The organism is Cupriavidus necator A5-1 (genome assembly GCF_000744095.1).
GTDB classification, from domain to species: Bacteria; Pseudomonadota; Gammaproteobacteria; order Burkholderiales; family Burkholderiaceae; genus Cupriavidus; species Cupriavidus necator_A.
Window position 1 is genome coordinate 3,120,231 of the sequence record NZ_JQLI01000008.1, and the last position, 22,341, is coordinate 3,142,571.

The window sequence follows — 22,341 nt, forward strand, 5'->3', positions numbered from 1 at the left end:
GTGTCCTCTTATGCGTCAACGTCGCCACGGATCTGCAGGCGGAAGCTGTCCGACTGGCCCGTTGCACTAGATTGCAAAACCGTACGCGCCAACCAGATCGGGTAGTTCGCCGCACCGGTGTTGAACCGCAGCACGTTGCCGGCCGCCCAACCACCACCCCAACCGGCTGAACGCAGCGTGAAATACGGCTGTCCGGTCGCCGGATTGACCGGAGCGATGTCGGCGTTGACCGAACCCGTGCCGATCTGGCCGACCGACTCGCCGATGATGCGGAAGCTGCTGGCATCGGTGAACACCAGCGCCCAGCGCTCCTGGATCGCCGACTTGTCGGTCAGCAGGATCGGGTAGCTGGTCAGGTTGTAGTTCGAGCTGGGCGAGCCGCCCGACACCGTGTCGGCGAACGCCGAGGCCCAGGTGGGCTGCGTGAAGTTCAGCGACACCCGCGCCTGCAGATCGCCAAAGATCAGCGCCGAGCTGACCTTCGACTCGGTGGCCGGGTAGGTGTGCGTCAGTTGCTTGGTGAACGCCAGCTTGCCGGTGATCTGCACGTCCGACAGCAGCGCCATGTCCTCGACGCGGTTCTCGACGTAGATCGGTGCGACCATGCCGGCCGTGCTCACGGTCGGGCCGAACGTCAGCGTGCCGGCGTCCAGGTCGGTCGTGTACATCGTCGGGTCCATCACGACCGGGTTCGGCGTGCTGCTGTCGATCACGCGCATCGCGGCGACGCGCACGCGGCCGACATTGACCACCAGGCCGTTGCTCGGCGTGGCCGCTTGCTTGGCCGTGTGGTGGATGACCGCCACGTAGCCCTTCTGGAAGATCGGCACGCGGCCATCGGACGGCAAGCGCACAGGGTCCAGGCCGAGGATCGAGCTATCCAGCGGAAGGTAACTGTAGGCGACCGCATTGAACGTGATCGTGTCGGCGAACACCGGGTACGGCTTGAGGATCTTGCCGTCGGTGCCGACCGCCGCCGCGTTGTACCAGATCGCGCTCTCGTTGCCCGCAGCGGTCACCCGCTGGCCGAAGCGCAGGTTGACCACGCCGGTCTGGTAGTTGACCGAGCCGAGCACGTTCGTGCCCGTGATGGTGCCGTCGGCGTTGGCTGTTACGGTCGCCGTGCCGCCGGTCAGCGGGCTGTACTGGATCTGCAGCGAGCCGGTCACCACCGGCGCCTGCGGGATACGGAAGCTCACGAAGTCCACCGGCTGCCCGGTGACCTTGGTCAGCAGCGACGCAAGCACGATGGCGTTGCTGGCACCAGGCGTCCAGTTCGTCAGCACCATCTCGCCCGTGGCGTAGTTGATCGTACCGGCCAGGGTGCCCCCGTTCGTGCTCGGGTTGAAGTCCGTGTAGAGCGAACCGTTGCCGTTGCCGTCGTAGAACGTCTTGCCGCCCCAGGTGAACATCACCGAGCCCGGCACCACTGGCTCGTTGTAGAGGTAGGTCAGGTCACAACCCCACTGCGCGAGCGTCACTTGCTGCTGCTGTGCCGTGCCCTGGCTGGTCATGTACTCCACGTCCACCGAACCACTCAGGTCGTTCGGGTAGGTCGCTGCGGCGTTGTAGTACGTGATGCCGGTCATCGCGTTCTGATAGACCGGCTCGGCAATGTTGATGCCGAAGCCGTTCGCGTTCTTCATGTAGCCAATACGCTGCGATGAATACTGCGGCTGCGGCAGGCTGACCGTCATATCCGGCTTGAACGTGATCGTACCGGCCGTGTTGTTCACCGCGCCATTGGGCACAGCCGTGCTGGTGCCGTCCGCGTTGTAACGCTTCAGGTTGCCAGCGCCGTCGGCCTGCGCGGTGATGTACGGGTCAATCTTGAAGTACTGCATCTGCGCCGGCACCTGCGAGATCACGCTGTAGTCGCTGATGACGACGTTCCAGGTGACCTTGGCCGTGCCGGGCACGATGTTCTGGTCGTTCAGCGTCAGGTTCAGGTTGCCGTTGCCGTCGCGCGCTGGCGCGGTGAAGTGCTGCGTCTTCTTGGCGCCCAGGTTGTAGTTCAGCGTGAACACCGTGCCGCCGGCCGGCACCGCATTGGGCGTCAGACGGATCTCGTACTGGCCGTTGACCCATCGGATGTAGCCGGTGCCGTCGCCCGAGAATTGCTGCGTGCTCACGTTCAGCGTGGCCGTATTCGTGCCCGACGGCAGCTTGAGCCAGGTCACGGTCACCGTGCTCATCACCAGTTGCTGCGTGTTGTCGCTCGGCGTGATGAGGAAACTCACGTACGGCGCAAGCGGTGCGGTGTTCGAGCGGTTGAAATACTGCGGCGCGCTGGCCCAGGCGAACAGAATCGCCGATGAGTCATCCGGCAGGCTGCCCAGCGTCAGCGTCACGTCGCCGGTCGCGTAGTTGACCGTGCCGACGCCGATGCTCGGGTCGCTACCTTTGAGCGAGCCAATGCTGCCGCCACCCACGTCGGTCAGGGTGTACCAGTTACCCTGCGACATATAGGCGACCTGCAGCCGGCGTGGCGCCGGGGCCGGGTACAGCCGCTGCACGAACACGTTGACCCGGTTCGTCTGGTCGATGTCGATGGTAGCGGTGTTCATCGCCATGATCGGCACGCCAGCCGGCATCCAGGTCATCGTCACGTTGCCGGTCTGCCCCATGCTCTGCGACAGCAGCACCGTGTTCGTCGCATACGACACCGTTCCGACCACCACGCCCGACGCCGTGAGCACCAAGTTGCCGGTGCCGTCGTCATTGGTGGGCCCGAACACCAGCGTGCCCGGCTTGATCGCGGTTGGCACGTAGATCGTCTGCGGGTAGGAGCCCGACACCGATACAGTCTGCTGCTGCAGCGTGGTGCCCGACTGCACTGCCGGATTGGTGTTGCCGGCCGCGTTCAGGTTGGTCAGCGGGATCTGCTGCTGCGCGCTCGGTACCAGTTGCGAGAAGATCGTGCTGGCCGTCACCGACACGTCGCCGGGGTTGGCCTGCTGCGTCAGCGGCGCCACGCCGTAATAGTTGGCCGCGTTGGCGACGATGGTGTCGCGGCAGATCGCCTGGTTGGACGCCGTGGTGTCGTAGGGGCTCGGATCGGGGCCGTTGAACGTGTAGAGCAACTGGGAGCTGATCGTGCAGGTCACCATCACGCCGGTCCACTTGTAGCCCGACGGCAGTGTGAACTCACGGTTGACGCTGGTCACGGTCTGCACGCGCACGTACTGGCTGAACTCGGTGGTCAGGCCCTCGTTCTGCACCAGGACCAGCGTTTGTCCGACCTTGGGCGTAGCATCGCCGATCTTCAGCAGCAACTGGATGCTGCGCTGGCCTTGCAACTGATTGCCGAGCAGTTGGCCCGGCCACTTCACCGACTTCGCCAGGTACGACTGCACGTTGTTGGCCGCGTCGCTGCGGTGGTCGGTCCAGCTCTTGGTGCTGAACATCGTCACCGACACGCTGGGGTCGTCAGGTGCCTTGAGCACGATGGCATGCGCGCCGAGGTAGGTATCGGTGCCAGTCACCTGCACCGACGGGAAAGCCTTGCGCAGCGAGATCCGGCCGTACGTGCGGTCCAGCTCCGACACGTCGGGGAACAGGTTGTTCGAGGCACCGTCGACAACCTCGTTCGCCGTGATCCGCCCGCCACCGTTATCAGTGTCAAGCAGAACCTCGGACTGCATTAGTTTGATGTCGCCGGATTGGATGGGCACTTAAATCTCCATTAGCCGCAGGGTGGCGAGGTAGAAGTCCGCGTCAACCACGTCGCTGTAGTGGACGACCGGGTGGGCTTCGAGCCCGGCGCCGTCGTGGTGCCGGAAAATCACCAGGCGAGCCTGCCCGCGCAGTGTAAGAGTCATCTGCTGTCCGGCGACTGCGGCCCAATTTCGCAATTGGTCGATCACGTCCCGGTTCATCCAGCCGCTCGCGTCGTCCGCCGGCTCCAGGGTGATCGGGCGGCCGGCGATGCGGGTGGCGGCGCTGACAATGAGCGCCCCGGTGATCGTGCGCTGCGCAGTCTGCTCGACCGGCGCCCACATGTTCTCGTCCGACCAGTACAAGTCAGGCGACAGGTCGACGGACGTGGCGCCGACCGCCAGGGTGATGCTCATGTGTTGGACCTCCCCGAGAGGCTTTCGAGTTGCCGCATGACTGCGGTCAGGTTTTGCGCGTCACCATCGCTTGCGACGTTGACGGGGGTATTCTTGCCGTTCAGGTTGATATTGACGGTCTTGGCGGCAGCCGCCTTCGGAGTGCCGGCATCCTGCTTCTTCTGCAGCCCTTGCACGGTTTCGAGGATGTTGCGAGACTGGTTGTATGCCGTCTCGATGCTGCGGATACCCTCGAAGCTGTAGATACCCTTGCCGCTGTACTGCTGCATCACGTTGCGGTTGAAGTTGGCTGCGTCGAACGCGGCCTGCGCCGTCTTCAGGTCATCCGCGCCGAGCGTGCCGCGGGTCTGCTTCTCCACGAGCGACGCAATGGCGTCGTTCTGCGAGGCAGTCACCATGTGAGGGTTCGCGTTGCCGCCGCCCTGGCGCGAGCCGCCTGCCGCGTCAACGCGCTGTGCGTTCGTCGCCTCGGTGTTGCGCATGCGGATGGCGTCGATTTCCAGTTGCAACTGCCGCACTTGTTCCTCGCCAGCCTGCGCCTCCTGGAGCTTGGCCTGAGCATTGCGGATGCGCAGTTCGATCTCCTGCTGCTTGGCCGGCGTCAGTTGACCGGTCGCGTCCAGGGCGGTGCGATCCGCCTCGGCAGCCGCGATGGTCTGTTTCGTCTCGACCTCGACCGCCTCAATGTGCTTGCGCACCCCGTCGATCTGGATCTGCTTCTGGCGGATCTGGTACTCCTGCGCCTCGCCGATACGCCCGTACATCAGGGCTTGCTGCTCCATCGTCTTGTAGTGCGCGAGGTTTGCGCGGATGCCGATCTCCGTCTCAGCGGCGTCCTGGCGCAGAACGGCGACCTTGCGCTCGGCCGAACGGGCGGTGTCCGACAGGGCATCCCGGTACAGACCCTCGGCGTAGGCAGCGTCGGCGGCGGCCTTGGCGACGTTCGCGTGCGACTCGGCAGTGTCGACCTCCTGCGACCGCATCCGGGACAGTTCGGAAGCGGCTGCCTCGGCGGCGGTCTTTAGTTCCCCCAAGCGCGCAGCGTTGTCCTTGTACGTCTCAGCGGCCAGGCGCCGGGCCTGCGTCTCGATCGCTGCGGCGTCTCCGGCCACCTTCGCGCGCTCGGCTTCGGCGGTTTTCTTGTCGATCAGGTCTTGCAGGGTCTTGATCTGCTCCTTCTGGTCGTCGCGCAGTTTCTCGGACCCGCCAGCAGCGATAATCAGGGACTCGGCCTGCGCCTTGAGGTAGATCACCTCCTGCTGGCGTGCTGCTGAGAGCCGCTGCAGCGCGACTTCATCACCCTCCGCAGCGCGCACTGCCACCTGCCGCATCTCGATCTCGTTGCCGGCGATGTGGGCCAGTTGCACGGCAGCCTCGCCCTCGTGCTTCTTCGCTTGGGCGAGCTTTTCCGAGATGAGCGTATTGGCCTCAGCCTGCTTGTTCACGTCGACGTAAGCAGCCTGAATCGCGTACCAGCCCTGTGCCGCGCCGGCGGCCTGCTGCCCCGCCTGAACAGCGGCCGAGCCCGCTCCAGATTGGGCTTGTGCGTTCCCGCCGGCAGCCGCAGCGGCGTCGGTGTGGGCCTTGGCGTTCGCGGCCATGCCAGTCGCTGCCCCCTGCGCCTGCGAGCCGGCCTGCTGTGCCGCCGTACCCACCTTGCGCTGCGAGTCCGCCACCTGGTCGCCACCGCCGGCTAGTTGCTCCAGGGCGCGGCCGAGCTTCGCCTGCCGGTCGATCATCTGATCGAACAGCACGCCCGATTCTTTGTACGCACCCTTGATGTCGCCGTTGATGACCCCCGCGGTGAGAGTCGCAGTCTGTTTGACCGCCGTGAACACCAGGTCGAGCGTCGTCGAGACACCCATCATCACCGAGCCGGCCACCACCCCGAGGGCACGCAGCGCGGTCGTCAGGACCGTCATCGCCCCGGTGTCGCCGATGGTCTGCGACGCGAGGGTCATCGTGTTCTTCAGGCGCGCCCACGTCGCCTGGAACCCCTCGACGTCCTCGGTACCCTTGGCCATCGTCTTGGTCAACTGCTCAGCAAGGGCGGGCAGCATGTCGGCGGCCATGATCTGACCGGCCTCAGTCATCTTGGTCAGTTGCTTGACCGACAGGCCCATGCCGTCGGCAGCCACCTTCAGCGCGCCGGGTAGGCTGTCGCCGAGCTGCTGCCGCAGTTCTTCCATCGACACGGTACCCTTGCCGGCCATCTGCGAAAGGGCTTCCAGTGCCAGGGCGGCGCGCTCGCTCCCCTGCCCCATCTGGCCTGTTGCGCGGATGACTGCGGCGAACACAGCCTCGGTCGTGCTGGCCGCGATGCCGGCCTGCTGCATTGACACCGAGAAGCGCAGATAGGAATTGGAGATCTCGCCGACGGCGATGCCCGACTTGTTCGCCGTCTCGCGCAGGAACTCGATCTGCCTGGCAGCTTCCGTGAGGCTGCCCGTCGTGATGGCGAGAGTGCGGCGCATCGACTCCAGTTGGGTGTTCGCGTCGAGGAACCGCTTTGCGAGCTCGAACGTGCCGTAGGCCGCGCCCAGTTGCTTGATCCCATCAGCCACCCACTTCGTCGCGCCCCCCGTCTTGGTGGCGGCCTCGCTGGTGTCCTCCAGCGACTTCTTCAGTTCCTCGATGCGGCGCTTACCGGATGTGAACGCGCGATCGAACTCCTCGCCAGACACCGAAGCGTCGTTCGCCAGCAGGTGCAGGGCCGCAGTGACCCGATCAATCTCCAGCCGCACTGATTGCGCAGACCGCACGCCGGTCACGGCAAACGCATCATCGAGCGCCTTACGCGCCTGCGCGGAGCTCTGAACGAACTGCTGGTACCGCTGCTCCGTAGCGATCTTGGCGTCGGTGGCCTGCTTCGCCAAGGCTTGAGACTCGGCGTACTGGCGCCGCTCGGCATCCAGTTGCTCGCGCGCTGCGGCTCCCAGCTTATAGCGGTTGTTGATCTGTAGAGTGGTCAGGCGATCTTCTTCAGCCAGGGCGGCGCGCTTACGCTCTGCGGCGTCTGCTTCAGCCTGGCGCAGCGCGACCACGGCGGCCTGCTGCTGCTCGATCGCACCGACCGTCTCCGCGAACGCGCGCCCGAGCGTGCCCTGCGCCTGCGCCATGTCCTCTGTAGCGACGCCGGCGGCCTGCAGCGCCTCGCGCGACTCACTCAGCGCGGCGGTGCGGCGGGTGAGCTCCTTCGTCGCGGCAGCGGCCTCGGCGTTGGCGAGCTTCGACTGCGACGCCAGTTGCTTCTCGCCTTCGGCGGCATCACGGGCAGCCTGGTGCGCTGCCTGCATCGCGGCGCGCTTCTCGTTCAGCGCGGCGCGTGCATCAAGCACGGCCAGTTGCGCGTCCTTCACCGCCAGTTTGTACTCGGCTTCGGTTTTGGCAGCGTCGTCGGTCGTAACCTTGAGCCGGGCCAGCGCGTCGCGCTTGGCGGCGAGATCCTGCTGCGCCGCACGCACTTCTACCGTGGCCTGCTGCTCGGCTTCCTTGAACTTGGCGGTCGTGCCAGCCAGGTCGGACAGTTCCTTGCCAAGCGCGCCTGCGGCGTCTTTCGCCTTCTGCTGGTCCGTCGCCAGTTCGTCGACGGCAACCTTCAGTTCGGTGAAGGTTTCGATCGCGGCCTGTTGGCCCGCGAGCTTGTCGATCTCGGCCGCCAGCTTCTCAAATTCGGGCGCAGCGTCCCCACCCTGCTTTGCAAGGTCGTGAACGATGCCGGACAGCTTTCGGATTTCCTCGCCGCCAACCGTTGTGGCAGTAACCTGGAGGGAAACGTCGCGGTTATTATCTGCCATGTGGGCCCTACGCGAGATGTGGAGTGGTGACAGGGGAGCGTCAGCGCCCTCCCCTGAGCACCCCGGCAGCGAACGCGCCGGGGCGAGCGCAGCGCGCTATTAGGCGGCGCTGTCGAGCAGCTTGACGGTGTACGGCTCGGTCTTGCCCACCGGAGTCTTCAGACGACCCGGCAGATTGACGGTGGCGAAGTCGTTCTGCAGGAAGTCGAACGCGGAGTTCGATGCGATCACGGCTTCGTACACGTCAACGATCACCGGCAGGTTGTCGGCGAAGTTGATGCCATCCAGGCGCAGGCGAGCGCGGATCTGCGCATTGGTCGAGCCGCGGATCAGCGTGCCGGTCACGGCGTTGGTATTGCCGGTAACCTTCAGCGCCTGAGCGTCGGTGATGGCACCGCCAACCAGCGCGCGAATCCAGCCCATGCGCCAGTTCACTTCGTAGTCGGTACCGAGCACGTAGGTGGTCGAGCCGGCGGTGTTCTTCACCAGGAAGCCGGCCTGCTGGAAGTTCTGCTTCGACAGTTCCACCCAGGCGCCGAGTTTGGCGGTGATCGCTTCGTCAGCGATGCTGCCTGCGGCGGTGTTGATGTCGCTGTCAGTACCGAGCAGCGCAGTCGTCAGACCTTCGCGGTTCACCTCCGCCAGTTCCAGGGTGAACTCGGTCGGCTTCGGGAGCGTGACGGTTTCGAGAATCTGACCGTAGGTGTTACGACCGCGGGACGTGTTGTCCTTGATGTCGACGGCAGGCTTGATCTCGAACTTCTTCGCCTCATACGGGCCCTTGAAGGGGTCAAATATAGCGGAGGTGGTGTTGTAGCGCGCGATGTAAAGGTCGCCAGCGCCGATAAAGCCACGAGCTGCGGACATAAATGTTCTCCAGAGAGTTGGGCCAGCACTGGCACGTCAGCACTATGGCGATTCGCAGCGTGCCGTGCCTGCGGATGAATTTCGTTAAGGGCTCGTCAGATCCTCGACGTAGAGCACGTCAATATGGATGCCTGCGAATACGGTGGGTGCTCCGTCCTCGCGGGCACCGATCACACGCCCCTTGTAAGTCATGCCCTTTGCTTTGCCATTCAGGCGCATCCCGTGTTTCGGCTCGCCGGTGAAAATGGCACGCTTCAGGTCCGCAATGACCAGGTGCGCGGCGTCATTCGGGTGATCCGGGTCGCATTCGGTATGCGCCTCGAACACGTACCGCTGGCTTACCACCATTGCAGTCAATGCGTCGTCCTGCGGCGTGTCGTTGCCTTCGACCAGCACCAGGCACGGCAAGTCTTCCTCGCTGAACGCGCGCTTCCCGCGGAACACCCGCTGGCCGATGTCGGTGTTGAACCCGTTCGCCTTCGTGATCCGGGCGACGCGGTTGCTAAGTTCGAGCGCGATGTCGCTTGCCTTACTCATTTCCAAGAGCCTTTTTCAGTTCGTCTGCCGTGAGCGTGACCACCGTCTTTCCGAGGCGGTCCGCAACGTCGTTCAGGAACGTCTCGTCCAGTGCCGCACGGAACAACTGATAGACGGACGGGCCATACAGCGCCTTCAGGTCGCCCCGCTTCTTCCCGGAGGTGCCGGGCTTGCGTGTCATCACGAGCAGGTTGCCGCTGCGCCCCCGGACGAAGAACGACTGCACGCTGGTGATTGGCTTGCGCCCGCCGCGCGTGACCTCGACCGAGATCCCGTCCTGCTTCATGCCGACCGGAATGCCGAGCGCCGGGTTGCCCACGCGGAGCTTCCACGGCAGCAGCGAACCGGCCTTGCGGGGGTTGCGCCCCATCTTCCCGGGCGCGATTGAGTCGTTCGAGAACTTGACGGGCCGCGTCAACTGCTGCGCGCCGTACTGCGTCAGCGTCGTCAGGCGCCCGCGCGCGAGGATCCGCGCTGTCGGCTTCGCCGGGTCGGTGGCCAGCTCGATCGCCATGCGCTCATCGAGATAGCTGTCCGGCAGGTTTATGCCAGCGTTCATCTTCGCTTTGGCGTCGGCGAACGCCGTCTGCACGACCGTGTTCACCGCCGTGACAGCCGCGCGGCCGAGCGTGGCATCGTCCAGGCGGGACAGCGAACTGGCAACCTCGTCCAACCTGACGGTATCTACCGTGACGGAGAAAGCGGATGAACGGCCAGCCATCACGCCCTCCGCAGTACGTAGCGCGCGGTGTAGCCGTTGTCCTCGAACGCTGGGGAGTCGATGAGGTAGGACTGGTTTGGAATGGGCACCCCGTCGGCGTCGACAAGGGCCAGTGATTCGTTGCGTTGAGGGCGCAGGGAACGCTGGCATGTCACCACCGCTCGGGCGAACGACATCTGCCCGTCCGTACCGACCACCTCAACGTTGAACTCGATGTTGACGCGACACGGATCGGTACCACGCAGAACCGCATCCTCACCCAGTCGAGCGAGGATGCGGTCCGAGAGGCGTTGGAACGCGCTCAGTGCCACGTTACGAGATCGACAGCTCGACGATCGCGTCGGGGCGGGTGCAGAGGTGGATCGGGTTGGACTGCGCCTCGACTTCCACACCCTTGTTGAAATCCAGCATCTCCTGCTTCGCGTAGTACGGCAGGCCCAGCGTGTTCACCGTCTCCATGTAGTCGGCGGGCACGAACGTGGTGCTGAACAGTTCCGGCACGCCTTCCGGCACCATGTGGGCCTTGCCGTCGGCGATGTAGTCGGTGGAGCCGACCTTGCCGCGGTATTCCTCCCACACCACGCCAGCCCACATGAAGCCGCCGCTCGGAGCGCCGCCGCCGCCGCCTGCGCCGTTATTGGCGCCAGGGCCGCGCAAGTCCTGTTGCAGCATCGCACGGTCCTGGAAGTTGTCGTACGCACGCTGCACGGCCGGATGGTCGACGAAGGCGTCGAAGAAGCTAGCCGAGCACAGCACGCGGATGCCGCTGTACTCCAGGCCACCGAGTTTCTGTTCCATCGTGCGCTTCGCCCCGACGACCTTCGAACGCAGCTTCGTCGCATCGACGTTCAACGCGAGGGCTAGCGCAGTCTTGCTCAAGCCGAAGACCTGGAACAGGTCGAGCAGCAGCGAGCCGTCGGAATCGAGCACTTGGCCCTTGAGGGCGCCCATGCGCTGATACTCGATCGTGGCGTCGATATTACGGCGCAGTTTCGACAGGCGCTTGTTGACGATATTGGTCACCAATTCCTCGTCCGTCTCGCTGCCGAACGCGCGAACGTTCTGCACCTCATCGGCGTTGATGGTGGCGCGCTGGGGCAGGTGGACCGACGGCACCGCAACCAGTTGGCGCTTGTCGGCACCGACCGGCTTGGCGGGGGCTCCGCGCGAACCTGCGGCTACCAGGCTGATGTTCGTGCCTTGACGCTCGATCATCATGGAGGTGGTCGAGACGCCTTCCTCAGCGAACCAGCCCAGTTGGGCAAGGCGCTTCGGCTGGAAAGGCACGTCGTTGATGGCCTTGGTCAGCGAGACGACGCCGAAAGCGTCGCCTTGGAAAATATCGAGTGCCGGCATTTGCAGATCTCCTGTGGTGTGGTGGGGTTCCGCTTAGTCGCGGACGACGATGCCGGCCGTTGCCAGATCTGCGCGGGCCGGGGCATCCAGGCCGACCAGCGCGTACGATGCGACCTCCGAAGCGCGGACGATCACGGTAACCTCCTGATCGACGGTCAGGTCCGGTGCCGGTGCGTAGAGGATCGCCGCGGCAACGTGCGAGCCGTCGGTCGCGCCGTCGGCGTAGGGGACATACTTGCCCGTTGCGGTCACCTTGCCGAGCAGTTGCCCGGACGACAGAGCGCCGGCGCTGGCGGCGAGGGTGACTTGTTCACGGCTGTACGAGCCCTCGGCTTCCGAGAGCAGGAATTCCGCCGTGTGCAAGCCTTCGGTGAAGATTTGAGGCATGACTTAAGCTCCTTGTTTGGCTTTTTGGCGCGCAGCCCAAATACTGGTGGACGAAACCGCCTTGGACTGCGCATCATTGGCGGTCGAACCTTTAACCGGCGGGGTCGTGTCGATCGGCTTGGTCTCGGACTTCGCGGCCAGGCGGGCGCATAGCGTCTCGCGCACCTTCTCGATCGAGGTGTTGGCACGAATGAACGCAGCGGCATCCTCGGGGCGCTTGGCGACGGCGCACAGCGCGCGGATCTCGCTGGCGTTGGCGATCATCGGGCGCACGTCCTCGATGGCAGTGACCTGCAGCGCCCAGTGCGCGGCGAAGTCAGCCAGGCCAGCCTCGGTCGCCAGCGCGAGCACCTGATCGGCCAGCGCGACGGGCGCAGCGGCAGCAGCGGCGGCAGCGGCTTCGGCAGCAGCGGCTTCAGCGGCGGCAGGGTCTGCGGCTGCCTTGAACAACGCCTGCACGTTCTGCGGCAGGCGGTCGAAGTCGTACACGGCTGCGGCCACCTTCAGAGCCGGCTCCATCTCGTCGGCAAAGCCCTGAGCGACGGCATCTGCGGCGCTCAGCCACGTTTCGGCGGCGAGCAGTGCCTTGACTTCGTCTTCGGTGCGGCCCGTGCGCGCGACGTAGGTGCCAATGAGCGAGGCGCCGATCTTGTCGAGCACGTCGGCCATGTCGCGCATCTCATCAGCGTTGCCATAGATGCCGTTCATGGGGTTATGCACCATCATGAAGGCGTTTTCCGGCATGATGATCTTGTCACCAGCCATCGCCAGCAGGCTCGCCGCGCTGGCGGCCACACCCAGCACCTTCACGGTGATCTCAGCGCCGGTAGCTCGCAGCGCGTTGTACATCGCCAAGGCGTCGAATACCGAGCCGCCCGGGCTGTTGATGTCCATGTCGATCTTTTTGACCGTGCCAAGCGCCTTCAGCTCGTCGATGAACATTTTGGCCGTGACGCCCCACGCGCCGATCTCGTCAAACACCGAGATTTGAGCGGGCTGGCTGTCGGCCTTTGCGATGATCTTGTACCAGTCTCTCATGGCAGTCCTTTTTGATGTTGCGGATTCTCGGCATCCGCAAGCAATCACGCCTGCGGTTAGATTTCGGGTCAGTCCTCACCGCCCTTTTCAGGCGCGACCTTGCGCCGCAACTTGTCCCGGATGAAGACATACAACTGCAGGCACGAGAGGATGAACGTCACCCACAGCAGCGCGGCAGGCAGTGCATTCGTGATGATCTGAGTGACGCCGACGACGGCAGCTGCACCGGCTTTGCACAGGTCCGTGAGAAGTTCGGTCAGTGTCATTTTTTCGCCTTGTTGGAGTCGGGGTATTCGCTTGGTGCATTGCCGTCTGGTGCTCCATTGGCGGGCAGCGGGGCCGTTGGCAGGCCGAGCTCTTCTTCCCGCTTCTTATCGGCCGCACGCTCGTCGTCCACCTGCTCGGGGTCGTCGCCGCGCTCGGAGATGACACTGGAGCGCGACCGGAAGCCCGCGGTGACTTCCATCTGCTTGCCCTGCACGTCTTGAACGGGATGGATGTATTGCCAGCCGTGTGGGGCCCATTCGACTGCCTTGGCGTCCTCGGCAACGGACGTCGGCAACGCGCCGACGAGCACAGCCTGGTCAACCCAAGCGTCGCGAACCCGCTGGCAGAACATGGGAATGAGCACATGCCACTGCCGCTGCTCGACAAAGCGGCGGAATTCCTGGATGACGACGCGCAGCGTCCGGTCAGACACGTTGATGATGTCGCCCGACAGCAGCTCATACGGCACGCCCTGCCCTGCCGCAGTTGCAAGGTGCTGCGTGCGCATATAGTCCGCGTAGGTCGTACCGGCCTCGGGCGGGTCGCTGAACACCGCCTTCTCGCCTGGCAGAAGCTCCTGCGAGATCCCGGGCTGCAAGGCCGCGACCGGCGTGCCGTCCGTCTCATAGTTGATCGCCTCGCCCGTGAGCGGGTCGATGCCATCAGGACTCGTGGGCACCTGCTTTTCGATGAACACCGTGAACAGGTTGGCGAGCTTCTGGCGTTCGAGTACTGCGTCGTCGAAGTCAGCAACGTTCCGCAGACGTGCCAGGACAGACGCGAACTCAGGAACACCGCGGAGCTGGCCGGGGCGCTTCGGCTCGAAAACGTGCAGGATCTCGTCGGCCGGCACGCGGATCAGTTGCGACTTGTCGATGTTCCCGGCAACAAAGTCGGTCGGGTGAGCTTTGTAGAGCCAGTAGGCGACGCGGGCGCCCAGGCGATCCAGTTCGATGCCCTGGCGGATCTTGTTGCCCGTCGGCAGACCCGGCCACGAGTCAGTGTCGAATTGCGGGCAGTAGTCCGACTCGATGACCTGAACCTGGAACGGCACCTCCATCGATCCTTTGCGGCGCCACCGCTTGCGCCCGAACACCTCGCCCGACTCGACCCACGAGCGTGTGACCAGCGCCTCCTGCGCATAGAAGTTCAGCACACAGTCGGCATCGGACTGTGCCACCCACCTATCCCATAGGCCGGTAACCATCTCCTTGAGTGCGTTGTCCTTGATGCGCTTGGCGCGTGGCACGATGCCGGTGCCGACCAGGTTTGTCACCCACCGCTGACCGCCGGCGCTGGCTGTCCAGTCGTTGCGCGCGGCGTCGCGCGCTCGGTCGCGTACCTTCGGTGCCGAGGTGATTGCCCGATTGGGGCCAGAAGACGGCGGGCGCCACCCGCGCATGCGACGTCCGTTTCCGCCTGCGTCGTACTGAGCGACGATCGACGAGATAGCGCGGGAAACGCCGTTGCGGAATCGATCAAACATCACTTGTACCCCCGGCCGCCGTAGTACATCTGCGTACGTCGGCGCGGCGGCGTGGGCGTCTGCTCAACCAGCTGCCGCCGCATGTCGTCGCGTGCCTGGATAAGTTCGCCGATCGAGGCGTAGGTGATGCTCTGACTGCCGAGCGTCACCCGGCGCTCGCCTGCGGCGATGGCCTTGTTCAGCACGTCGATTTCGGATTGGGTGACCGGCATGGGGTGACCTTGGATGGATGCACGCCGATTCTCGGCGGCACACCATCCATGCGCCTGCGGTCAGATTTCGTCTCACCCCATGTACGGCGAACGTGAGACGCGGCGACGCCGAGGCTGTTGCGCCGGGGCTGGAGCGACGGCCGGCGCGATAGGGGTGTTTTCCTGCATCTCCCGCCGATCTTCCCGGGTAATCAGATCGCTGTTCTCGGCCAACGGCCGTGCCCACGGCGGGGCCTTGTCCCAATCCTTTAGCTTGTCGAGCGACAGGCGAAGGCAGCCGGCGCGGATGTAGCCGGCCAGGTCGAACGCCTCATTCCGCTTGCGCACCTGCTTCCAAACCCCATTCGGCAGACGCACTTCCGACCGGAACATCTCATCGTAGAAGGCCGGCGACAGCCAGCTCGGCAGGTGGATGTATCCGGCGCCCGCTTTCTGCCGCTTCAAACCGGTGGAAACCGCGTCTTTCAGTAGGTTCGGGTTCAGCATGTAGAGCGGGATGTCCCCCTCTTTCCCCTTCTTCCCGCCCACCAGCGACTCGCGGATGATGGGCGCAGTCTTGGTGGAGGCGCCCTTCACGAGCATGACTCGGGAGGCGTAACCCTGAATGCGGATGCGACGGTACCAATCGTAGGCCTTGTCCGTAACGCCGTCCTCGCCGCCAGAGTCGACGATGGCGAGCTTGATCTGGAGTTCCTTGCCCTCGATGCTCGTGCGGTACGTCGCGCGCACGACCCGCTCTGTGAGCAGATCCCAGTCTTCGGCATAGGAAGCGGGGTCGATTGGCGCGAACTCCTCCCCCACGCCCGGCCTCGCGGACTCTGTGATGGAGTAGCGGTCGATCAGCCATTGCTCCATGTGAGGGCCGATAGCGTGCGCCTGCACCACGAACCGGGCATTTGCGCCACCCTGGACGTCGACCGACGCCATCACGCAGCGTGCCTCGTCGGGGATGACATACCGCTGCAAGTCGTCTTCCTTGCGACTGGACGGGTCCGCGCTGTTTCGAGCGGCTTCGGCCAGCAGTCGGGACATATAAGGCATGCCCTGGTCGACGTTCACTGTGTTCTTCAGCGGTTCCTCGTCGCCGCTTAGCTCATACTGGCGCAGCGCCGTGAAGTAGCGCAGCAGCAGGGATTTCCAGGACTGGAACGCCGCAGCCACCCCTCCGACCCAGTAGCCCGCTGTTGGGGCGACGACCGCCTCGCCAACAGGATCGTCGTCGATAGTCAGGCGCACCCCTTCGGGTAGCCAAAGCCCGCAACGATTCAGCATGGGCTTCAGTTTCGGCGCGTGCATGGCACCGCAGTGCGAGCAAATGATGCGGTTGTACTGGTCTGCCAGCAGGTCCAGACTGTCTTCCCGCACCATCTGCCCGAGTTGGTCGAGCGGCGGCAGATGGAACAAACCCATGCCGGGCTCGGCCTCGAACCACTCACGGCAGTCGGGGCATTTCCAGTACCAGCGGCGGCGGTCGGAACCGTTGTAGAGGCCGAGAATGCCGTTCGTTGGAGGGGCCTCGTGCGGCGTGGCCGGCTGCCAGTTGGGGTCGGTGAGATCCCGGCCCGGGGACGACTCGGCCAGCGCCATGCCGCGGGACATGAACGTGGTCGTCCGCTTCAGCCCTAGCGGAAACGGCGCGCCTTCCCCACCGATGTCGTCCGGCATGCGGTCGAGATCGGTGAAGGCCACGTATCGGTAGGTTGAGCCCGACAAGTTTGAGACGGTCGGCCAGCCAATCTTCAGCCACATGCCGTGCTTGAACTGCTTGTCATGCACGGTGTCGTCCTGGCTCGCCCCGGACTTCATCTCGGCCAGGCTGGGCGAATGCCGCAGCGCCCGGTCAATATCCGTCTTACTGAACTCGCGGGCCTTGTCCTGTGACATCTGCACGAACAGCATATCGCCCGGGTCGTTGACGACTGCATGCGCCATCCATCCCAGCAGCAGAGCCGCGGTCTTCCCGGTCCGCGCAGGTCCAACAAACGCCAGGGCTTCGTGACGCCGGCTGGCGAGCATGTTCATCGGCTCGACCATGTACGGCGTCTCGTCGGGCGACCAGGGTGTCGCCGGGCCGCCGGTCTGCTTGATGATCAGGTTCTGCGCCGCGCCCTCGCTCACCGACACCCGCTTCGGCGGCCGGAAGGCGGCATAGGGGCTGATGACATCGGCTAGCGCCACGTCGTAGTGTTGGAAGTCGTCAAGCATCGTTGGACTCCATCCGCTCAAAGACGGCAGCCAGCTCGCCAAGCGCCTCATCAATCTGTCGCCCCACTTCCTCCGCGACTTCCGGCGCCAGAGCGAGGCGGCGCTCGAGGTGATCGGGCAGCGAGCGCAGAGTCTGGGCAATGGTGGCGTAAGCGGTCGCGGTCGCCTGAATGACCGCAGATCTCGCGACGTATTCGCCACTCTTGATCTTGAACTCCAGCTCGTTCAGGTCGGCCTTTGCCGATTCGTTACGCGCCCTGGCTTCCTCGAAGTCTTCGATAGCCTCCGGCTTCACGTATTCTTTCGGCTTCCGGCCAGCGCCAGGGCGGGCGCCCCCGTGGCCATTACCCTTGGCGGCACGGGGCTGCATCGTCTCGCTCATTAGCTCCCGCCCCCTGCGCCAGTGCCGTCAGCCGGGGAAACGCTGGCCACAGGACCGGTCAGCCAGGCATGCAACTCGGTCGCGCGCACGAAGGCAAGGCCGCGTTCGCCCAGCTTTACCAGATTGACGGGAATGTCTCCCCGCTTGATCGACGCCTCCAGCAGGTCAACGGAAATGCCGACCACGGCTGCGGCTGCGGCGAGCCGGTAGAGGCCAGGTGGCGCGGACGGCGCGACTTGATTAATTTCCATGCCCGCATGGTGCGATTTTCAGTGCTGGGGCGTCCTGCGGCTGGATTTCGGGGGCTAGAGAGAATGTTTCGGGGCTGCGGCGCCCGTTTCACGGTTAAGCCATGGGAATTGCTGCCCGAATCAAGTTTGAAAACCCGAAAAACCCCCGCAGGCCGCGGCTCTTTGGCCCCGCACGTAGCATTTCCCCTATAGGGACCCCAGCGATTGGCCGTGCCCTGGTTCAAAATAGCCGCCCGAAGAGCTAACAGGGGCCGATGTCTGAGGCGGGGCGACGGCACCCCAGATTTCTGGCGGCAGCAGACTGGCTACCTCAGTAGCGGTTGCGCGTGCTCGACACACGCTTGACCGAAGTGGGTGGTAACGACCGACGGCTTACAGCCGACCCTTCCAGACCGATTCTGTTGAAAAACTCGATCCGCCCCTTCAGAAGGCCAGACCTGTCAAAACTTGACCTCTCAGATCGGCCTGTATTGAATGATCGTTGATCGGTTGAGGGGGTTGGGTACCCCCGAAATCCCGTCGGAAACCGATTCTGTCGAGTTTCTCAACAGAATCGGTCATTTCCGGTCATTCGAATTTCAACCATAATGAACGCTACCGAACTGGCTTCCGCGGATGTCGCTCCAGACGCGCCCTGCGCAGACGTGAGGCAAGGTCCTGTCGCCCAGCAGTGAGGCGAGTTCCCAGTGATTGCCGCAAGAATCAAGTCTTTCATTCCGCGCGACAGCGGCAGCATCGGATTCCAAGGGCCGACTGGCGTTCCGTTATCTTCCATGCTCATGAGCATTTAAGGGTAACTAAGAAGCAAGCATTGTTCGCGTTAATATGCTGCCCACTCCCCACGAAATTATTCAGATTTGTGGGCTGAAAGAGATACGATCCAACCAGAGGAAATAAAAAAGGAGTTGTCGGATTGACGTGCACTGGAAAATTTCGAACTTGGCCATCTGGATCAGTTTTTTGGCAGGCCCAGTCAGCATAGCCACCACCAGTAAAACATTCGACAGTCCTAATAGATGTCACAATTATCGATGAGCTGTTAGTGAATTTAGGAATATCAAGAGACCAAATGAAATTCGTTTCGCTTGAGCCCGTGGCACTTAGCAGTCGCGTACTGCCGGTATCAACTCGGTGGATGTGCACGCTGTCTTTAGACGTGCAATCCGCGTTGTCCACGACGCTTAAAGTGTAATCTACATCTGGCGGGGCGGGGGATGCAGTTACACCTGCAAGCACGGGTGGATTTTTCCCAAGAAAACCTGTGATATTTTGGAGGCCGGGAGCACTAATCTCTGCCGAAACTGCACTTTGCTGATTATCGATAACCCAATATAGCGCAAACTGATCTTTTGGACAGACCCAAGCTTCTTTCGGCATGTAATAGCGTGCCTGCTCCCGCTCGCCTGCTGTAATATCGGCTAAAGTGACATACAAGTGAGCAGTCGCGGAGCAACTGTGTTTGCTATTATGCCCCGAGGCCATCGGTTCCGCGAGTATTCCTGCAGGAAGGTTCGATCGCAGCGTGAAAGGATCCCCGTGGGCTTCAACGAGACGCCCCTCCTTCATGCTTAACTGCCCTCGCTCGATGATTGAAACTCTAATCGGGCGGGTAATGCCGAGTCGGGCCATTTGATGAATTCGCGCTGGGTGCAGCGTAAACGCGAATGTCAGGTGAAACTCCTCCGTCTCCCGATTCAAAATACCGGTGCAGGCGGGCAAATCGAAGTCCTCCCTGGTCGTTACCAGATCTTTAACCTCAACCACACTTCCTTGTGGCAGCGCGATCTGAAACGGGTCCCATTGCAAATCTACATCTGCCAAACGGATGGGGGTCAGGGGAGAATGTAAGGTAGGCTCAAACAGAATCGTTATTGTGCCGCAACCCTTTAGGTCAAGTTTGCCGCCACCGAGTCTCTGCCCAAGCTGAAGATGTGGGGTTGAACAAATAGAAAGTTTGCTAGTGAACGTTAGCGGCATGGCTTTGTCTCCGTTTTCCCTGAAATCCGGACAGTTGTCTCATCGGTTTGCGCAGGCCCATCCCGGATGGAGCGTGCCCAGCGCCCCTCGCTGCGAGTATTGCATCGACAAACGCGACCTCTTCGGTCGACTCTATACCTTCCTTCGCCGCCGCATAATTACCTCCTCCATGAACATTCAAAACCGTGCTAACGTGTACGCGTCGCGCAAATCAAACCATGGGGAAATCACACCGCAACTTGCAGGCGGCGACATACGGCCCCTCTTCTTGAATTCCCCGTATTTGTTTAGGTCGTTAAGCTTCGGGCTAAAACTAGATTCCTGCACATTTAGCGCCGCATCCAAAATTTAGACTCAATATAGTTGCCACCTATACGTACTTCAAGGGCCAGTTCACACTCGTTTCTATCTCGAATTGACGTTGGTGCGATAGTTGGCGCCAATGAACCAGAAATTTGTGCACGGTAGTCGATAAATTTTCATTGGATTTTCAAAAATGGAACACTCTGAAAATTACTTAATTCTGTAATAAATATAGAAGAGCGGCGCAGATTTCCAATCTGTCAACACTAGCCGCGGGGAGGCGACCGACGTATGTTTTACAGCGGCCTAGCAGCAGGTCGCTGAAATACTCTGCCGGAGCGGTCTCCAGCTATGTATAGATGGTTGCGCTATTCTTGTTGCTTCCGTCGCGACGGCAATCCGCGGAGTTTGCTGCTCGGCGGCAGTCGGCCCCGTTCCTGCGCAACGCCGGCACCCAGACAGCCCTTTCCTTCCCGTCCCGCAATTTGGCGAAGATCCATAAAGGCCGCTGACTGGTGGGCTGGAGAATTGCGTCAGGTAGGGCGCAGGACTTAGGAGAGTGGCAGAGTCAGTTGAGCGGCGGGGCTGGCTTGGTCGGGTCGCTCGGCTTGGGCTGTGCTGCGCGGTATTCGCCCTCGGGCCCGCAGGATCATTGGGATCAGCCCCTTGCTCTCGACATGGGTGCGGAGTTGCTGTACCCGGCGCTCGGTGATACCGAACTCCGCGGCGATCTCGCGCGTACCCGCACCATGTGCCAGGCGTTCCGCGATCAGGCGGTCGCGCCGGTCCATCGCTTCCAGGTGTCCGCCGGGAATCCACAGTGTCTCGCTGCCGTATGCGGCAACCAAGCGGCGGAAGGCGGCATGCCCGATCAGCCGGGCGACCGGGTGACTCTTGTCGGCCGTGGCAGGGATATATACGTTGGCGCCACCGAACCAAGCCACCAGCAGTGAGGTGGCCGTGTAGCCAATCTCAGCACTCACATCCTCCAGCACTCCGTTTGCCTTGATTCTGTCCATCATGTCCCCGCTCAGTCAAAGACAACCCCGTAGGTGGAAGCGGCGTGAGCCTCGACCTGCCTTATGTATTCCGCCATGGCGCCGACAGTGATCTCGCCGCGGGCGATTGATGGCTCGACCAGCACTACTCGGCCGTCCTGCAGGCGATGTTCCTCCGGTGGCAGGAACCGCTCCTTCATGTGCTTGTGCCACGTCGCCTTGCTGAACCGGCAACCAACGACCACCGCCTGCTCGGCGATCGGCTCGATCACCGCCACCCAGTAGAAGCGGACCTGCTCTTCCGTGCGGTCAGCACCGTCGTCCACCAGGATCACCCTGAGGGGGCGGCCGTCGCTAGCCATCGCCGGCGCCGCCGCCTTGACGGTGGCTATCACCGCCTGCCAGTCCGCCCGGCCCCGGAGGGTGAACTCCCGGTAGACCTCTGCCACGTCAGAACGACATACCGACGGCGAAATCGGTGCGCTTCATGTTGTCGACCTTGCGCGCGGTCTCGGCGCCCAGCACGATGAACTCCTGGCCGGGATGTTCGCGCGCCAGCCGTTCCGCCTCCGTCACGGCGGACTCATAGCCCGGGTGGTGGTACTTTGGCGGGGTCATCCCGGTGGGCGACCAGACGATCCAGAATTTTTCGGCGCTGTCAGGCATTCTTGCTTCCTTCCTGTTTGGCACGGGCCTCAGTCAGCGTGCGCGTCTTTGCCACGGCGCACGCTATCTGCTGGCAGCGCATCCGGCTGATTCCGTAAGCGGCGGCTGCGACCGCCAAGGATTTGCCATCAATGACCAGCATGTGGTGGATGGCGCGGTTTCGGTCTGTTTTCATCTCTGCTGCAGGTAGACATCGATTGGACCGAGCTCGAGTACGGCGCGACCGCGAGGCGCGCGCCAGTACCCCAATCCCCAGCGGAGCGGGTTGAGCCCGCGGATCTTGATGCGCATCACGCCGCCTCCCGGTCTTCGTCCAGGCCGGCGGCCGGCATGCGGCGCGTGCCCTCCTTCTTCAGCCGCACGACGTTGCCGGAACGGATCCGCCGGTCTGCCTCGAAGATCGCCGCGGCGTGCTGTTGCTTCGTGACGGTGGCCAGCAGACCTCGTACAGGGACATCGCCTCGTTGAGCCGCGGCAGGTCGCCGACACCGAGCCGGAGCGCGCGGAGCGCCTTGCACCGCTCGCCAATGTTGATCATGGCGTTCTGCGCGGCATAAATCACGGCCAAGCCCACCTCTCGGTTGCCGGCCTTCTCACACAGCACCTGAGAGCAGTTCAAGGCGTTGACGATGGTGTGCCAGTCGTCCTTCGTGGCCTCCCCGCGCGCCAGCGCCTGCACGGACCAGTGCGCGGCGCCGAGGATGGATTCGCGGTCAGACTGTTGCAGGGGCTTGTCGCTGTCGAACAGCAGCGCGGCGATGTTCGTGCGCACCTGGCGCGGCCGGTAGGCCTTGTCCCGCTTCTTCTTGGTGGCCATC

At 63.2% G+C, this 22,341-nt stretch carries 22 protein-coding genes; all 22 read right to left on the reverse strand.

Translation table 11 applies throughout. The annotated features are described in order from the left end of the window. Positions 1 to 8: 8 nt before the first annotated feature. Positions 9 to 3,674 carry a hypothetical protein gene (locus K307_RS38350; RefSeq protein WP_042886297.1) on the reverse strand — a complete coding sequence of 1,222 codons (3,666 nt, stop codon included), beginning with the start codon at positions 3,672 to 3,674 and terminating at the stop codon, positions 9 to 11. Then, complete coding sequence (locus tag K307_RS38355; protein WP_042886298.1) at positions 3,675 to 4,073, reverse strand: hypothetical protein; 399 nt, start codon at positions 4,071 to 4,073, stop codon at positions 3,675 to 3,677. Then, a complete protein-coding gene (locus K307_RS38360; RefSeq protein WP_042886299.1) occupies positions 4,070 to 7,870 on the reverse strand; it encodes a tape measure protein in 3,801 nt (1,266 codons plus the stop codon). The genes K307_RS38355 and K307_RS38360 overlap by 4 nt, the downstream gene beginning before the upstream one ends. Before the next feature lie 99 nt (positions 7,871 to 7,969). Beyond that, positions 7,970 to 8,737: a hypothetical protein gene (locus K307_RS38365; protein WP_042886300.1), complete on the reverse strand. Its 768-nt coding sequence runs from the start codon at positions 8,735 to 8,737 to the stop codon at positions 7,970 to 7,972. Between the two features lie 84 nt (positions 8,738 to 8,821). Next, positions 8,822 to 9,274, reverse strand: coding sequence for a hypothetical protein (locus K307_RS38370; protein ID WP_042886302.1), 453 nt, complete (start codon positions 9,272 to 9,274; stop codon positions 8,822 to 8,824). Beyond that, on the reverse strand, positions 9,267 to 9,995 hold the full coding sequence (locus K307_RS38375) for a phage tail protein (RefSeq protein ID WP_042886303.1): 729 nt from the start codon (positions 9,993 to 9,995) through the stop codon (positions 9,267 to 9,269). The genes K307_RS38370 and K307_RS38375 overlap by 8 nt, the downstream gene beginning before the upstream one ends. Beyond that, positions 9,995 to 10,306 carry a hypothetical protein gene (locus tag K307_RS48690; protein ID WP_042886304.1) on the reverse strand — a complete coding sequence of 104 codons (312 nt, stop codon included), beginning with the start codon at positions 10,304 to 10,306 and terminating at the stop codon, positions 9,995 to 9,997. Before K307_RS48690 ends, K307_RS38375 begins: the two co-directional genes overlap by 1 nt. Position 10,307: 1 nt before the next feature. Next, the gene (locus K307_RS38385) at positions 10,308 to 11,351 is read right to left on the reverse strand and encodes a major capsid protein (RefSeq protein ID WP_042886305.1); all 1,044 of its coding nucleotides are present in this window, start codon (positions 11,349 to 11,351) and stop codon (positions 10,308 to 10,310) included. Between the two features lie 33 nt (positions 11,352 to 11,384). Beyond that, positions 11,385 to 11,738 carry a head decoration protein gene (locus K307_RS38390; protein ID WP_042886306.1) on the reverse strand — a complete coding sequence of 118 codons (354 nt, stop codon included), beginning with the start codon at positions 11,736 to 11,738 and terminating at the stop codon, positions 11,385 to 11,387. Between the two features lie 3 nt (positions 11,739 to 11,741). Further along, entirely contained in the window at positions 11,742 to 12,719 is a 978-nt protein-coding gene (locus K307_RS44700; RefSeq protein ID WP_196251647.1) for a head maturation protease, ClpP-related, read from the reverse strand. Between the two features lie 125 nt (positions 12,720 to 12,844). Next, complete coding sequence (locus tag K307_RS38400; protein WP_042886307.1) at positions 12,845 to 13,042, reverse strand: hypothetical protein; 198 nt, start codon at positions 13,040 to 13,042, stop codon at positions 12,845 to 12,847. Further along, complete coding sequence (locus tag K307_RS38405; RefSeq protein ID WP_063771733.1) at positions 13,039 to 14,529, reverse strand: phage portal protein; 1,491 nt, start codon at positions 14,527 to 14,529, stop codon at positions 13,039 to 13,041. Before K307_RS38405 ends, K307_RS38400 begins: the two co-directional genes overlap by 4 nt. Beyond that, positions 14,529 to 14,741: a phage head-tail joining protein gene (locus K307_RS38410; RefSeq protein WP_042886308.1), complete on the reverse strand. Its 213-nt coding sequence runs from the start codon at positions 14,739 to 14,741 to the stop codon at positions 14,529 to 14,531. Before K307_RS38410 ends, K307_RS38405 begins: the two co-directional genes overlap by 1 nt. A gap of 72 nt (positions 14,742 to 14,813) precedes the next feature. After that, a complete protein-coding gene (locus K307_RS38415) occupies positions 14,814 to 16,946 on the reverse strand; it encodes a phage terminase large subunit family protein (RefSeq protein WP_051975375.1) in 2,133 nt (710 codons plus the stop codon). Beyond that, positions 16,939 to 17,328, reverse strand: a complete 390-nt coding sequence (locus K307_RS38420; protein ID WP_051975376.1) for a DUF1441 family protein — start codon at positions 17,326 to 17,328, stop codon at positions 16,939 to 16,941. The genes K307_RS38415 and K307_RS38420 overlap by 8 nt, the downstream gene beginning before the upstream one ends. Next, on the reverse strand, positions 17,328 to 17,579 hold the full coding sequence (locus K307_RS38425; protein WP_042886309.1) for a helix-turn-helix transcriptional regulator: 252 nt from the start codon (positions 17,577 to 17,579) through the stop codon (positions 17,328 to 17,330). Before K307_RS38425 ends, K307_RS38420 begins: the two co-directional genes overlap by 1 nt. 777 nt (positions 17,580 to 18,356) lie before the next feature. Continuing rightward, on the reverse strand, positions 18,357 to 19,556 hold the full coding sequence (locus K307_RS48305) for a hypothetical protein (RefSeq protein WP_155301350.1): 1,200 nt from the start codon (positions 19,554 to 19,556) through the stop codon (positions 18,357 to 18,359). Positions 19,557 to 20,410: 854 nt separating this feature from the next. Continuing rightward, positions 20,411 to 20,881, reverse strand: a complete 471-nt coding sequence (locus tag K307_RS38430) for a hypothetical protein (protein WP_042886310.1) — start codon at positions 20,879 to 20,881, stop codon at positions 20,411 to 20,413. Between the two features lie 8 nt (positions 20,882 to 20,889). Then, entirely contained in the window at positions 20,890 to 21,306 is a 417-nt protein-coding gene (locus tag K307_RS38435) for a hypothetical protein (RefSeq protein ID WP_042886311.1), read from the reverse strand. Position 21,307: 1 nt separating this feature from the next. Beyond that, positions 21,308 to 21,523: a hypothetical protein gene (locus K307_RS38440; RefSeq protein WP_042886312.1), complete on the reverse strand. Its 216-nt coding sequence runs from the start codon at positions 21,521 to 21,523 to the stop codon at positions 21,308 to 21,310. Continuing rightward, positions 21,516 to 21,698: a hypothetical protein gene (locus K307_RS48310; protein WP_155301351.1), complete on the reverse strand. Its 183-nt coding sequence runs from the start codon at positions 21,696 to 21,698 to the stop codon at positions 21,516 to 21,518. The genes K307_RS38440 and K307_RS48310 overlap by 8 nt, the downstream gene beginning before the upstream one ends. Before the next feature lie 177 nt (positions 21,699 to 21,875). Beyond that, the gene (locus tag K307_RS38445; protein ID WP_042886313.1) at positions 21,876 to 22,340 is read right to left on the reverse strand and encodes a hypothetical protein; all 465 of its coding nucleotides are present in this window, start codon (positions 22,338 to 22,340) and stop codon (positions 21,876 to 21,878) included. Position 22,341 lies beyond the last annotated feature (1 nt).